This window comes from Eubacterium maltosivorans, assembly GCF_002441855.2.
GTDB classification, from domain to species: Bacteria; Bacillota; Clostridia; order Eubacteriales; family Eubacteriaceae; genus Eubacterium; species Eubacterium maltosivorans.
In genome coordinates this window covers 1272042-1286202 of sequence record NZ_CP029487.1, presented here as the reverse complement: position 1 = coordinate 1286202, position 14161 = coordinate 1272042, and the positions used below count along the sequence as shown (strand labels likewise).

Genomic DNA, 14161 nt, shown 5'->3' with positions numbered 1-14161 from the left:
TCAATACTGTCCGTATTCACGGACGAAATTCAATACAGCCTTCAGTTTATCCGGGTCAGCATCATGAAAATCCAGGGCGGATTTGTTCAGCCCAAAGTAAAAACGGCCGTTTTTCATGCCGATATCCATCAGCTCGCGGGCTTTGTCAACACACTCCTCAGTAGAGTAATCCGAAAAGTAGTTCAGCGGATAGGAGCAGCTGAGCATGTGGTCCCGGCCGAGGGTGGCAGTCGCCTGCTCAAAATCCTGGTATTCCACAGCGATGACGATTTTATCCTTTGGCAGATCCTGATAAAAGTCGAAGAAACGGCCGTCGCGGTAGTCACCCTGGAAGTTGACATAAAGGGTGACGCCCTTATCAGTTAGCATTTCACACAACTTTTTGAAGGTAGGCCAATAAAAACGCTCAAACTGCTTCTGATTGATCATCGGCGGCAGGTGAGACCAAGTGCAGGCCAGTGGGAAGCCGCTTTCATCTGCCATGTTGGTGGTTTCCACATAGCGGGCCATAACGTTTAACAGCGCGTCGCAGGCGGCTTCGACATCGTCCTTTCTGCGCCGCAGATCCATGGAAATTTGGGTGATGCCCCGCAGATGGTCTGCCAGAAGGTCGAAGGGGGCGTAGAACATAGTGCCGTAGTAGAGCAGCGCATTATTTTCCATGGTTTTTTCAAAAATCTGGTCATAGAAGTGGTGAACCTGATTCTTTTCATAAAGCAGTGCCTTGGCAAAGGCCATTGTGCTGTAGGGGGCTTCACGCCCCAGCTCGGTATACATGCGGGGCAGCACGCGGGATGCGATGCAGTGGATAGGATCCTCGATGAGCTCGGGGTATTCCTCCGGAAGCAGTGAGGTGACCTCCGGATGCTGCATATAGCCGTTGACGCGGTTCTGAACCCACACCTTTGAGCCCAGCAGGGCATTTTTCTGCGGCGGCAGAAAAACCACACTTTGGGTCAGATCGATGTCAAAGTCCTTCATGACCTGGTCATAGCCTGCGATAAAGCCGTCGTAATCCCAGAAGGAACGAATGCAGTCCTGTTTTGTATACTCACAGATATAGGTGGGCTCAAAGTCCATCATAATGGGGACATAGTCCATTTTTTCGCCGCGAACACCGCGCATAAAATTATCCAGCTTTGCCTGAACATTTTCCATTTTGTTTTGTTCTCCCTTATTTTTACAGATTTAGACAAAATGTGCACATATTTTGAATACGTTCAATATACACCTTTTTTAAAATTTTGTCAACGTTCAAAATTTGTTTCTTTATTTTTTTTACGGTGGATGCTATAATATAATAAAAAACGTGGAGGAGCCATGGCTAACTATAAAAACGGTCTCGAGACAAAGGAAAGCCTTTACCAGAGCGCCAAAAAGATTTTTTATCAGAAGGGCTATGATAAGACAACGGTCAAGGATATCATCACCGATGCCAGGACAAAACAGGGACTTTTAAACTATTATTTCGGGGCGAAGGAGAACCTGGCTGTTCAGATCTATAAGGATTTCTGCAACGATGTTGTTTTCTGCGTGGACGAGAAGAAAGATGCGCTGGGAAGCCTGCCGCGGGGGCTGCTATTGGATATGATCGGCTATCGGGCTTATTTTAAGGCGTTGTTTACAGACGACGCCGTCATGCGGTTTTATGCAGAGGTCTCAAAACTGCCGCTGTTCGCGAGAAGCATGCTTGATCTGCGGGATTATTTCTTTAGCCTGGAGCTTGAGAGTGAGGCCTATACAGGCATTAACCCAAAGCTGAAGGAACGCAGATATTTCGAGTATCTGAAATCGCTGACGGTTGGAATGGAAATTCAGGTGTTCAGGGATGTGCTCGAAAAGCAGATTGATCTGGAGCTTCAGGACGCTGTTGACTGGTTTTTCTTTGATTATTACAGCTTTCTCTTTACCGATGCGGGCTATATCCGTGAAAATATCGAAGCGTCAAGACAGGTTGTCAGTCGTTTTATCTTTGAGATTACCCCGACTTTTGAGATCAGCTTGTCAGTACAGGCGGGCAGGCGTCTCTAGTAAGAAATGTGTAATAAAGTTAGCTGAATCAAAGTATACCCATAAGGGGTACAGGTATAAGGGGCTCTGGTAGATTTTAAATAGATGCAACAGAGGTATTGACAAAACAAGTTTTCAAGCATATAATAAATGTAAATTCGGCATTGTTATTATTGTCCTGTGGTTGTCCATCGGCCTCACGATGGTTTGAGCACAATTGGGTGAAAATCCCAAACGGTCCCGCCGCTGTAAGACGAAAGTCAAGTCAGATTGCTGACCATAGGATTTTAAGCTGCATTTGGTTACGAGAGATAACTGAATGTAAGGACGAGGCTGTGTGTATCTTTGGCACACCCATTTCGTACTTTCATCGCTTATCTTTTTTGATGAGCGATTTTTTTATGGCAAAGTACGTTGGGAACAAGTTTGAGGAGGTAGAAAATGACAAAGAGACAAAAACAAGTTGTGACCATGCTTGGGGCATGGGCGCTGGTCTTCGGTATCGTGCCCGCGGCAAACGCGATGCACATCATGGAAGGCTATTTACCGGTTGGCTACTGCATTATGTGGGGTGTTTTATGTATACCTTTTCTGGCAGCCGGCTTTTTCTCCATTAAAAAGACTCTGACAGGCAACAGAAGGGCGATTACCCTACTTGCGATGGCGGGCGCATTTATCTTCGTGATCTCTTCTTTGAAAATTCCATCCGTTACGGGCAGCTGCTCGCACATGACCGGTACAGGCCTGGGCGCCATTTTATTTGGCCCAAGCGCGGTCAGTATTCTGGGTATTATTGTACTCTTATTCCAGGCGATCCTTCTGGCCCACGGCGGTTTAACCACCCTTGGCGCCAATACTTTCTCCATGGCGATTGCAGGTCCCTTTGTGTCCTTCGGAATCTATAAGCTTTGTCAGAAAATGAAGGTAAACCGCAAAATCGGGGTATTTTTGGCAGCCTGTATCGGCGATCTGTTTACCTACTGTGTCACCAGTATTCAGCTGGCCTTTGCCTATCCGTCAGAAACGGGCGGCGTAGCGGCTTCAGCGGTTAAGTTTTTGGGCGTCTTTGCTCCTACACAGCTGCCGCTGGCCATCATCGAGGGGATTTTAACGGTTATTATCGTCATTGCTCTGGAAACCTATGCGAGCCCAGAGTTAAAATCAATTGGATTTTTAGCAGCGGAGGAAGCGTAAGATGAGCAAAAATAAAAAATTAGTTATTGTTCTGCTGGTAATCGTCGCGCTTTTGGTAGTCGTTCCGCTCTTTGCCCTTCAGGGCGCAGAGTTTGGCGGCTCCGATGATGCGGGAAGTACCATGATCGAAGAAATTCAGGGCGGCGAATATGAGCCATGGTTTACGCCAGTGCTTGAAACGTTGATCAACGGTGAACTGCCAGGTGAGGTTGAATCACTGATCTTCTGTCTCCAGACCGGTATTGGCGTTGGCATTCTGGCTTTCTTTATGGGCCGGCTGGTTGAACGCAAAAAGCTCGGGAAAGAAGATTCAGAGCTGTAATCACATTTCCGGGGGTAGGGAAACCTGCCCCTTTTTTATGATTTAAAGTAAAAAATCCTTAATGTAAAGGAGCTTGTTCGTGAAAGTATTTTTAGCAGCGCTTGCGATTCTGTGTGTGTGTGGCCTGGTATACTGGTTTCGCCACCGGGAGTGCGCCCACAGACATGGCGGACACCATGGACATTCCCACGGCGGGGCGGTTTTTTCCATTGATGTACTTGCCTATAATTCAAAGATCAACGGCTGGAATCCTGGCTTTAAAGTAGGGTTTTCCCTGTTGCTTCTGCTCATCTGTGTCATCGCCAATAACCTCTATGTGTCAGTTCTGGTTATTTTGATCACAGCTTATATTACGGTGGTCATGGGCGGCGTATACTTTAGGGATTACCTGAGCTTTTTAAGGGTGCCAGTGGCGTTTCTCATCCTTGGGAGCATTGCCATCCTCTTTAATTTTTCAAAGGAGCCTCTGGGACTTTGGGCCCTCAACTGCCATTTCTTTTATATTTATATATCCCATGACAGCCTTATGACGACGCTGTATCTGTGGGGCAAAGCCTTTGGCGCAGTCAGTGCCATGTATATGATGTCTCTGTCCACACCGTCCACTGAGGTCTTTGGAGTTTTGCGCCGAGTGCATGTCCCCAAGCTTGTCATTGAGCTGATGAATATGATTTACCGGTATATTTTTATTCTGATGGACACGCAGGCCAAAATGAAAAACTCGGCGGAGTCCCGGCTGGGCTACTGTGATTTTAAGACAGCGGTTTATTCTTTCGGTCACTCCATGAGTAATCTTTTTGTGGTTTCCATGAAGCGCGCAAGCCAGTACTATGACGCGATGGAAGCCCGGTGCTATGATGGCGACCTTCTGTTTCTAGAGGCTGAGAAGCCCCTGCGCAGGGAGCAGGTAATGGCTGCGGGACTGGTCGTACTGCTGCTTACAGCTGTCTGGATTTTAAAATTCTAGGAGAGGCAACATGAAAGAAACAATCATTGAAATAAAAAATCTTAAGTACGCATATACCGGGGACAAGCAGGCGCTTCGGGGCATTGACGTTACCATTGGCAAGGGGGAACGCATTGCGGTTATCGGCTCCAACGGAGCTGGAAAGTCAACCTTTTTCCTGAACCTCAACGGTGTGCTTACGCCGGACAGCGGCGAAATTTATTTTAAAGGCCAGAAGCTGACCCGGGATAAAAAGGACCTGAATACCCTGAGAAAATCTATCGGGATTGTTTTTCAGGATGCGGATAATCAAATCATCGCGTCAACAGTCATGGGAGAGGTTTCCTTTGGTCCCATGAACCTTAAGCTTCCCAGAGACGAGGTGGTCCGCCGGGTCGATGAGGCGTTAGAGTACATGAACATTACGGATTTTAAGGACCGGCCGCCCCATTATCTGAGTGGCGGTGAAAAAAAGCGAATCACCATTGCTGATATTATTGCCATGCACTCCGAGGTCATTGTTTTTGATGAGCCTACCGCGGCTTTGGATCCATTAAATGCGGAAATGCTGGAGGAGGTACTTGAGAAGCTGGCCGCCCAAGAAAAAACCATGCTGATCTCCACCCACGACGTCGACTTCGCTTACCGCTGGGCGGAGCGCGCCCTTGTTTTCTGCGATGGGCAGATCATTGCCGACGCTCCGCCAGTTGAAATTTTTGACGATGAGGATATCCTGAAAAGGGCCAATCTGAAAAAGCCCATGATGCTGGAGATTTATAACGCCATGGTAAAAAAGGGAATGCTTCCGGATGATCGGTCTTATCCGAAGGATGTGGCGGCCTTTAAGCGTCTGCTTGAGACCTGACATACAGCAGCTAAAAACGAAAATTTACAGAAGAACCAGCGCCGAACATGCTGGTTCTTTTTTGTCACCAATTTGGCCTGATGTGGTTGTTTTTTATGAGTATGCTATGTTATACTAAAGGAGATTACAATACCAGTGAGGCGGAAATGATTGAACAATTAATTACTGCTTTTGTAGAGCTTGACGAGGAGCTCGTCAATAAATTGACTAAACGGGCACTGCGGAGCGGCATAAAGCCCTACGAAATTATCGAGGCAGTCAATTTTGCGCTCGGCGAAATCGGGAAAGGCTTTGAGACAGGGGAGGCGACGCTCTCAGACCTGATGATGTCCGGCATTCTCTATGAGCAGATCATTAACTCCAAAGAGATGCATCTTTATGATCAGATCGAACAGACCAACAGCTCTGGCCTGATTCTCTTGGGGACCATAGAGTCAGATATTCATGATATTGGAAAGTCGATTTTTAAAAGCGGGGCGATTATCTCAGGCTTCAAGGTCATCGACCTGGGTGTAGATGTCTCCTCTGATATTTTTATAAAAAATATCATCAAGTATCAGCCGGATATTCTGGGAATCAGCGTAGTCTTGACCAGCGCTGTGGACTACATTAAGCGGACCATCGACGTTATTACAGGCGAGGGGCTGAGGCAGAATTTAAAGATTATTCTCGGGGGCAGCTTCATTGATGATGAGATTGTCCGGTGCTGCGGGGCCGATGGTTACGCAAATAATATTTTGGATGGTGTAAAGCTGTGTCAACGATGGATGGAAGAAAGAGCCAATCGGTAAAATATCAGCAGATTGCTGACGATATCCGTTTAAAAATACTGGGTGGAATCTATGCCCAGAATGAGATGCTCCCATCAGAGAAAAAACTGGGTGAGAAGTATGGCGCAAGCCGGCTGACCATCCGAAACACGCTTAACCTGCTGGAGAACGAGGGATATATCTACACGAAGGCAGGGAAGGGCTCTTTTGTAAAGGGTGTATCCACTGATCTGTATCGGATTGATATGGACATCAACAGCATTCTTAACGGCGGATATGACCGGGTAGAGCTGATCAAAGCTAAAATGATCAAGCCAGATATCGATCTGGTTTACGAGCTCAAGGTTTCAAGGGAGAGCAAGATCGTCTTTATGGACTGGCACATTTTTAAGAACGAGGCGATTATTGGGTACGACAGGCGTTTTATCCCTTATTTCAGAGGTCTGCCCATTGATGAGAAGGATTTGACCTACACAGGCCTGAAGGATATGATCAAGGACTCTCAGACAGATTTCAGGGAGGAGATTGTCATTAACGGCATTATTCCAGAGACGTGGCTGAAAGAAAAAATGGGCATTGACAGCAAAAATACCGATTCGCTTCTCTTAGTGGAGCGCAAAATTTATGACGACCGGGGAACCCCCACCGGCCTTGACCGCCTGTACCTGAACGCGAATGAAAGCTGTATTAAAGGAGTTTTTAGCGTATGAGCAATGAACAACTGTTTACGACCTATCAGGTTGTTTATGAGGATTTGAAAGATAAAATTCTGGACAAAACGTTTCAACCCGGGGAAAAGCTGCCCTCCTTCAGTGAGCTGTGCGAGATCTATAACGTGAGCAATATAACAGTCCGCAGGAGTATTGAGCTGCTGCGTCAAAACGGCTATGTCCATTCCAAGCCGAGAATTGGTAATTTTGTAAATGAAATTAAGAATGAGGTTTACGCTCTGCGCTATAACCAGCGAACCTCCATGAAACATGAGCCGACAGACGTAAAGGTTCTCTCGGTCGATTCGGTCGATCTCGAGGAGATGAAGCAGTACACCAAGGTGCGGCCAAACCGGCGCGCCAGGTGTATTAAGATCGCCCGTATACACTATTTTGGACAGCTGCCTGTTATGTATGAGCTGATTTTTATCCTGCACAACCCGTGGCTTAACATCCATTCCTATAACGAGGAACGCTGGATCAGTGACGGTATCAGCGTTATTAACAATTATGACATTAATAAAAAATTTTATCTGTCTGTCGATAACCACTGTGGACCGGTAAAGGATAAACTCTATCTGGAAGCTGAGGACAGCATGTTTCGCATCCTTATCGAGTACTACACAAAACAAAACCGCTTTGCGGGCATTTCCGTGAGCTTTGCCAGCTGTGATGATATAGATTTTCAGATTTCGTAAAAATTTATAAATTTTCTTGACAACGCATACAAAAGGTGTTAATCTTATCTCAGAAATTACCGTTAGAGTAATTCAATTGAGTATAACATGTTATATATATTTAAACGGAGAGGAGATGGTTTTCTAAGAGGCTTATTTTTTTATAGCAATTGAGTATAACATGATATTTATAATATCTTGGCAAATTAAATTGATTGATGATTAAAATTTAGGGGAGAATCATGAAATTAAATTATTCAATTGGAACAGACAAAGAGGTACAGTGTATTCACGAGACAAGCCTGAAGATCTTGTCGGAGGTGGGCGTGTCCTTTCGGTGTGAAGCGGCCTTTGATATTTTCAGGAAGCACGGGGCCAGGACTGAAGCATCTGATGGAAAGCTATGAGATTAATGACTCGACGATTATGTTTGATTGGATGCAGGCAGGCTGCCCATCTGCTGAGTCGTTGGCGACAAAGGAATGGCAGCGGCGGCTGGAGGAATATACAATGCCTGAGCTGTCTGGGGAGCAGGCGAAAATTCTTGATACGCTCATCCCTGAAGAATACCGTTAATGTTGGACTTTTCGGGCGGCCGGATTACCCCGGCCGCCTGGTAAGCACTGTTTTACTAAACAAAAAGGAGTAAAAAATGAAAAATTCTAAGTTGAAAAGCATCCTTCAGTTTATTGTGCTCTGCGCCGGAGGAAATGCAATTTTTTATGTTATTTTTATGCGAAGCAGCTTTTACGAAGCTTTTCTGGAAGCTTTCACAATGACAAATGAGCAGTTCGGCGTTTTGTTCAGCTGCTATGCCTGGGTCGCTGTCGCTACCTATTTCCTGGGGGGGATCGTGGCTGATAAGGTTTCTACAAAGGTGTTGATGGTTATATCCTTTGCGGGAACCGGCCTGCTCAATATCTGGTTTGGCACCTTTCCTAAATACGAGACAGCGCTGCTAATCTATGCGCTGATGGGTGTTACCACAACGCTGACCTTCTGGGCAGCTTTGCTGAAGGCCACAAGACAGTTTGGCCAGAGTGTGGGCAGTGAGAGTAAGGCCTTTGGCGGGCTGGAAGCCGGTAAAGCGATTTTTGAAGTCATTTTCGGGACACTGGCGGTTTTCCTGTTTACGAAATTTGCCGTTATGTCGGCAGGGCTCCGCTTTGTCATCTTCATGTATGGCGGCATTTTAATTCTTCTGGCGATCATCTCCCTGTTTGTCTTTGACAACGGCACCGGTGACGAGGCAGTTATCAGTGAGGAAAGCCCCTTTAAGCTGCTGCTGCAATGCCTGAAAAATGTAGACATCTGGATATGTGCCCTGATGGGCGCCGGAGCCTACGCCATCGGGAGCACCCTGGGCTCATACTGTGGTGATATTGTCGGCTCAAACTATGGCGCCACTGTTGCAGTTATGGGGTATGTTGGGGTCATGACCGCTTATTTCAAACCTTTTGGCGGGCTGGGCGCCGGCTGGTTCGGTGATAAATTTGGACCGAGTGCGGTGCTGTTAATTCTAAGCATTATCCTCACAGGTTTTGCCATTGTTTTTGCTTTCCTTCCCACCGGTCCAGAATATATTTGGCTGTTTTTAGTCCTTTTCGCAGTCGAGATTGTGTGTACAGGTGCTTTCAGAAGCCAGAAATATGCGACTATTAAGGAAGCGCGGGTGCCAATGTCTTTGTCTGGGACAGCCTTCGGCTTTATGGCCACCATTATTTACGCGTCAGATGCTTTTTTGCCACCAGTAATCGGCCGTTTTCTGGATACCTATGACTCAGTGACTGCTTACCGGTACACTATGCTGATCCTGGCAGGGTTTGGTCTGCTGTCTGTTGTACTGTGTCTGATTTTCAGATACCGCAATAAAAACAATATTAAAGAGATTTTAGTTGAGGAGAGAGAGGCTAAGGTCCTTCGCAAAGAATCCAAACAAAAAAGCACCCAGGCTTGAATCCATGTGTTAGAAAAACCAATGGATTACACGTAAAGGGAGTTAATCATGAAAAGGCAAAGGATCAGAAGTGTTTTGCAGTTTATAGTATTGTGCTCCGGCGGAAACGCGATCTACTATGTGGTTTATATGCGGAGCAGTTATTACAATGCTTTTCTAGAAGCTTTCACGATGACGAATGAGCAGTTCGGTGTTTTATTCAGCTGTTATGCATGGGTAGCGACTCTGACATATTTTCTGGGTGGCATTGTGGCTGATAAATTTTCACCGCGAAAACTTCTGACAATTTCTTTTCTGGGAACAGGTCTGCTAAACCTCTGGTTTGGCACCTTTCCGCCCTACAATGTAGCGATTTTGATATATGCGCTGCTGGGTATCACTACAACACTCACCTTTTGGGCCGCTTTGATTAAAGCGACAAGACAGTTTGGACGAAATGTAGGCAGTGAAAGCAAAGCATATGGGGGACGAGAAGCAGGAGCTTCGTTTTTCGAGATGCTTGTCGGAACCTTTGCGGCTTGGATGTTCACACACTTTGTATCGCTATCCATGGGGCTGCGCTTTGTTATATTTTTATATGGCAGCATTTTGATATTTCTGGCCGTGGCATCCTGGTTTGTCTTCACAGACGATCTGGAAAACGATGAGAATATTAACGATGAGAAGCCCTGGAAAATTATCCTCCGCTGCCTTAAAAATGCCGATATCTGGCTCATTGCCATCATTGCGCTGGGAGGCTATACGATTGGGAGCACCATCGGGTCCTACGGCAGCTCCATTGCCAATCTGAATTTTGGGGCTTCTGTATCATCAATGGCCTTTATCGGCATGCTGACAGCCTATTTTAAGCCTGTTGGGGCTTTGGCCTCTGGCTTCTTCGGCGACCGGATGGGCGCGAGTAAATCAATGCTGTGGCTGATCAGTCTGCTGATTATCTGCGCGCTGGTGATTGGCTATATACCAGGCGGCGGTGCGAGCCTGTATCTGTTTATCATTGTATTTATTATTGAGATCATATTGACGGGTGCAGTCAGGGGACAGCTCTATGCGCCGCTGAATGAAGCAGATATTCCGATGAAGTTCTCGGGAACTGCCATCGGGCTTATCTCCACCGTCGCTTATGCGTCCGATGCCTTTTTACCGCCAGTGATCGGAAAGCTACTGGACACCTATCCGTCGGGTATGGCTTACCGGTATGTAATGCTGATGCAGGTGGGCTTTGGCGTTATGGCTGTTGCCGCCCTTGTAATCTTTATGAAGCGAAACAGAGGACGTATTCGGCTGCTGGCAGAGGAAGAACAAAAAAAGAGAAAGAAAAACTAATTTAACAACGAGGAGACAAGAGAATGAAGCTAAACTATTCGATAGGAACAGACCAGGAGATTGAAAGGATTCATGAGGAGAGCCTGAGGATTTTATCAGAGGTCGGCGTGGTTTTTCACTGTGAGGAGGCCATTGAGATTTTTAGGAATTATGGCGCGAAGGTTGAAAATGACGTTGTCTACATCGACAAAAAAATGGTTGATGAGGCTCTTGCATCTGTACCGCAGTCCTTTGACTGGTATGGACGTGACGGTGATAAGATCACAGTGGGTGATGGAAAAACCAAAAATGTTCCTGCCTACGGGCCCATTTATGTTTTAAAAGAAGGCAGCTATGAAAAAGCAAGTCATGAGCATCTGGTTAACTTTCACAAGCTCCATGAAACCAGTAAAATAATGGATGTATCAAATCCAAATGTTATTGATGTATCCTACATTCCGCCAGATATCAGAGAGCGGTACCGCCTTGGTGTGGCGCTTGAGTACTGTACCAAACCGATGATGGGACTGGTCGAAGGCAAAGAGGTGGCAGAAGAAAACCTTGAGATGATGCGCCGCTTTTATGGTGTAGACCATCTGGGTGACAGGATCATCGCCGCTGGCCTGATTGACACAATGGGGCCGATGCGCCTTTCAACCTCAATGGCAGAGGCGTTGATTACCTACTCACGCAGCGGGCAGGCGTTGATTATCTGCAGTGGGCAGACCCTCGGTATTACTGCGCCGCAGTCAATGGCAGGCACCTTTATCTTAGGCAATGCTATGATCCTGGCATCCATTGTGCTGTCGCAGATTGTGCGGCCGGGCACCCCGGTCGTCTATTGCGGAAAATTTGATTCTGCTGATATGCGTCTGTCCTCTGGAGCGGCCTACGGTGGTATTGAGAGCCTGTGGAGTGCGGCGACCTCAGCGCGGATGGCCCGTTATTATAATGTGCCGCTGCATACCGGTGCGGGCAATACAGACTCTAAGCTCATGGACTATCAGGCAGGTGCAGAAACCTTTATGAACCTGTTTTCGGCTTATGCGCTGGATACAGACTGCCTTGTGCACGCCTGCGGTACGCTGGACTCTTTTAATTCCATCGGCTATGAAAAATATATTTTAGACGAAGAAAAGATTGAATCACTGGAGCATCTGAAGCAGGGCTACGAGGTTAATGAAAAGACTGTGATGTTTGATTCCATCAAAAAGACCGGCCCCTCCGGCCAGCATTTTGAGCGGACACAAAAGTCCTATCGTACTGATTTTATCATGCCGAAGCTTTCGATCCGGGATAACCATAACAGCTGGATACAGGCAGGCTGTCCGTCGGCAGAATCGCTGGCGACAGAGGTTTGGAAGAAACGCTTGGAAGAATACGTTAAGCCAGACTTTAACAAGGAGCAAAGAAGCATTTTGGAAGACTTGCTGCCCGAAAAATACCGTTAAAAAGCAACAAAACAGCTTTGCGCTGTGACAATGGTCACGGCGCTTCTTTTTTAGCCTTGTTATAATTTTCACAACAGAGTTAGGAGGTTAACAGATGTTTTTGGAAGCGTTTATAAGTGTGCAGAAAGCAGCTGCGGACAAAACCGGGCTGCTGAAAAAGAACCCCCTGGGCTATTTTGTGGCAGCCATGCTGGCCGGTGCTTTCATTGGGTTTGGTGTTTTATTAAGTTTTACCATCGGCGGACTGCTGAGCGGAGAGCCCTATGCCAAGATTGTCATGGGAACAGCCTTTGGCGTTGCCTTGAGTCTGGTGGTTATCGCCGGGGCAGAGCTTTTTACAGGAAACAATATGGTCATGGCAGCAGGGCTTATGACAAAATCGGTCACCATGGCGGATACCTTGAAACTGTGGGGAATCTGCTGGCTTGGCAATCTGGCAGGCTCTGTGCTGCTGGCCCTTATTTTCTGGGGAGCCGGTTTTGCAGCCGGACCGGTCGGTGAGTTTATTGCAGCGTCGGCAGCGGCCAAGATGGGTCTTTCACTTGTACCCCTGTTCTTGAGAGGCGTTCTGTGTAATGTTCTGGTTTGTCTGGCTGTGTGGTGCGGCTTCAAATGCAAATCGGAAAGCGGAAAGCTTATTATGATTTTCTGGTGCCTTTTTGCCTTTATCACGACAGGTTTTGAGCATAGCATCGCGAATATGACACTGCTGACAATCTCCCTGCTTGCGCCCATGGAAGCAGCGGTCAGTATCGGTGGCTACGTGTATAATTTGATCGTCGTAACCCTTGGCAATATGGTTGGCGGTATTCTCTTTGTGGCGATTCCGTATTATCTCATTTCTAAAAAGAAAGAAACAGCATAGTTTGCCATTTATCTCCCTCGTTCAAAAACACCTGAGTATAGTGCTCAGGTGTTTTTGCTGTTATAAGGAAAAGCTGGCCTTTGTGAGCTCAATAAAAAGTTTGAGCATAGGGTCTTTTTTCTTTCCCTTATAATACAGACCATAGGAAACGTTGCCTTCTGGGGCATAGGGAATGTAGGCCAGCTCAGGATCGCGGCTTGGCGGCAGATCGGGCAGAAGGGAGAAGCCCAGACCGGCCTTTACCAAGGTACAGGCCTCGTCAATATTTTCAGAAAAGTAGGAATTTGCTGGCGAGAAATTGGACGCCTCTTTCTGCTGAAAAGTCGAAATATCAGAAAAAACCGGCACTGGCGGCTGGCAGAGCACAATGCTGAGCTCTTTAAGCTCGTCCTGAGATACAGATGGCTGTCCTGCGAGAGGATGGTCCTTTGGCAGGACACAGGCAATGGGCGCTTTGATGAGCTCGATATAGCTGAGGCGGAGTTTATCGGTCTTTTCGTTTTTAAATTCGAACATGACGTCAATGGTCTCATCGGCCAGAAGATTAGCGAGGGCGTGAAAGGGAACCATTTTGATAATAGGGTGCAGCAGGGGAACCTGTCTTTTCATTTCCTTAATAATACCTGGAAGAAAAGCGAGTTCCATTCTGCTGTGGAACCCCATGGCAAAAAAGGAGAGCTTATCTGCGCTGTCATCGTGAAGCCGCATTTTTGAGATTTTCATAAGGGACAGGATATTTTTGGCGTCGGAAAAAAAACTTAGTCCAGCCTGCGTTAAGGATACGGAACGTGTGGTACGGTGAAAAAGCTTCACGTTTAGCTCTGCCTCCAGAGTGTGTATCTGGTGGGTAACTGAAGGTTGTGTGATGTGCAGGGCTTCCGCTGCCCGGGCGAAGTTCAGGTTTTCTGCGACCTGCATAAAGCATTCAAGCTGTGTGCTGTTCATAGGGGCCTCCTTGATTTATCAATAAAACTTTTCTTTGCTTATTAATTGGTACTCTTAATTAATAATAACATTTTTTGAATTCACTTTCAATGTGATTTGTAGTTTAATAATAGATAAAATAATAAAAACAACAAACTTTGAAAGGAA

General features: G+C 46.6%; 16 protein-coding genes and 1 riboswitch. Of the genes, 14 read left to right on the top strand and 2 right to left on the bottom strand.

The genetic code is table 11. The features are described from left to right. Positions 1-1158 (bottom strand): uroporphyrinogen decarboxylase/cobalamine-independent methonine synthase family protein, encoded by a 1158-nt coding sequence (locus CPZ25_RS06320; protein WP_096920003.1) that lies wholly within the window; start codon positions 1156-1158, stop codon positions 1-3. 162 nt (positions 1159-1320) lie between these two features. Between CPZ25_RS06320 and CPZ25_RS06315 the strand changes: the two genes are divergently transcribed. The 14 genes from CPZ25_RS06315 to CPZ25_RS06250 all read left to right on the top strand — a co-directional run bounded on the left by CPZ25_RS06315 (position 1321) and on the right by CPZ25_RS06250 (position 13069). After that, positions 1321-2031, top strand: a complete 711-nt coding sequence (locus CPZ25_RS06315) for a TetR/AcrR family transcriptional regulator (RefSeq protein WP_096920004.1) — start codon at positions 1321-1323, stop codon at positions 2029-2031. Positions 2032-2178: 147 nt separating this feature from the next. Continuing rightward, positions 2179-2302: riboswitch (cobalamin riboswitch) on the top strand. Between the two features lie 149 nt (positions 2303-2451). Continuing rightward, positions 2452-3204: an energy-coupling factor ABC transporter permease gene (locus CPZ25_RS06310; protein WP_013381138.1), complete on the top strand. Its 753-nt coding sequence runs from the start codon at positions 2452-2454 to the stop codon at positions 3202-3204. A gap of 1 nt (position 3205) precedes the next feature. Continuing rightward, complete coding sequence (locus CPZ25_RS06305; RefSeq protein ID WP_013381137.1) at positions 3206-3526, top strand: energy-coupling factor ABC transporter substrate-binding protein; 321 nt, start codon at positions 3206-3208, stop codon at positions 3524-3526. Between the two features lie 79 nt (positions 3527-3605). After that, positions 3606-4493, top strand: coding sequence for a cobalt ECF transporter T component CbiQ (gene cbiQ, locus CPZ25_RS06300; protein WP_096920005.1), 888 nt, complete (start codon positions 3606-3608; stop codon positions 4491-4493). A gap of 10 nt (positions 4494-4503) precedes the next feature. Next, on the top strand, positions 4504-5337 hold the full coding sequence (locus tag CPZ25_RS06295; RefSeq protein ID WP_074617152.1) for an energy-coupling factor ABC transporter ATP-binding protein: 834 nt from the start codon (positions 4504-4506) through the stop codon (positions 5335-5337). A 146-nt stretch (positions 5338-5483) separates the two neighbouring features. Beyond that, on the top strand, positions 5484-6128 hold the full coding sequence (locus tag CPZ25_RS06290) for a cobalamin B12-binding domain-containing protein (RefSeq protein WP_038351724.1): 645 nt from the start codon (positions 5484-5486) through the stop codon (positions 6126-6128). Continuing rightward, positions 6101-6817, top strand: coding sequence for a GntR family transcriptional regulator (locus CPZ25_RS06285; RefSeq protein WP_058694007.1), 717 nt, complete (start codon positions 6101-6103; stop codon positions 6815-6817). Before CPZ25_RS06290 ends, CPZ25_RS06285 begins: the two co-directional genes overlap by 28 nt. Then, a complete protein-coding gene (locus CPZ25_RS06280; RefSeq protein ID WP_096920006.1) occupies positions 6814-7515 on the top strand; it encodes a GntR family transcriptional regulator in 702 nt (233 codons plus the stop codon). The genes CPZ25_RS06285 and CPZ25_RS06280 overlap by 4 nt, the downstream gene beginning before the upstream one ends. 221 nt (positions 7516-7736) lie before the next feature. Continuing rightward, on the top strand, positions 7737-7901 hold the full coding sequence (locus CPZ25_RS06275; RefSeq protein ID WP_120785070.1) for a trimethylamine methyltransferase family protein: 165 nt from the start codon (positions 7737-7739) through the stop codon (positions 7899-7901). Beyond that, positions 7888-8070 carry a hypothetical protein gene (locus tag CPZ25_RS06270; RefSeq protein ID WP_207670846.1) on the top strand — a complete coding sequence of 61 codons (183 nt, stop codon included), beginning with the start codon at positions 7888-7890 and terminating at the stop codon, positions 8068-8070. The genes CPZ25_RS06275 and CPZ25_RS06270 overlap by 14 nt, the downstream gene beginning before the upstream one ends. 76 nt (positions 8071-8146) lie before the next feature. Then, positions 8147-9451, top strand: coding sequence for an MFS transporter (locus tag CPZ25_RS06265; protein WP_096920007.1), 1305 nt, complete (start codon positions 8147-8149; stop codon positions 9449-9451). Between the two features lie 48 nt (positions 9452-9499). Then, positions 9500-10774, top strand: a complete 1275-nt coding sequence (locus CPZ25_RS06260) for an MFS transporter (protein ID WP_096920008.1) — start codon at positions 9500-9502, stop codon at positions 10772-10774. A gap of 23 nt (positions 10775-10797) precedes the next feature. Continuing rightward, positions 10798-12204, top strand: coding sequence for a trimethylamine methyltransferase family protein (locus CPZ25_RS06255; protein ID WP_096920009.1), 1407 nt, complete (start codon positions 10798-10800; stop codon positions 12202-12204). A 94-nt stretch (positions 12205-12298) separates the two neighbouring features. Further along, a complete protein-coding gene (locus CPZ25_RS06250) occupies positions 12299-13069 on the top strand; it encodes a formate/nitrite transporter family protein (protein ID WP_074617149.1) in 771 nt (256 codons plus the stop codon). A gap of 60 nt (positions 13070-13129) precedes the next feature. Here the strand turns inward: CPZ25_RS06250 and CPZ25_RS06245 are convergent, their stop codons facing one another. Then, positions 13130-14014: a LysR family transcriptional regulator gene (locus CPZ25_RS06245; RefSeq protein WP_058694014.1), complete on the bottom strand. Its 885-nt coding sequence runs from the start codon at positions 14012-14014 to the stop codon at positions 13130-13132. Positions 14015-14161 lie beyond the last annotated feature (147 nt).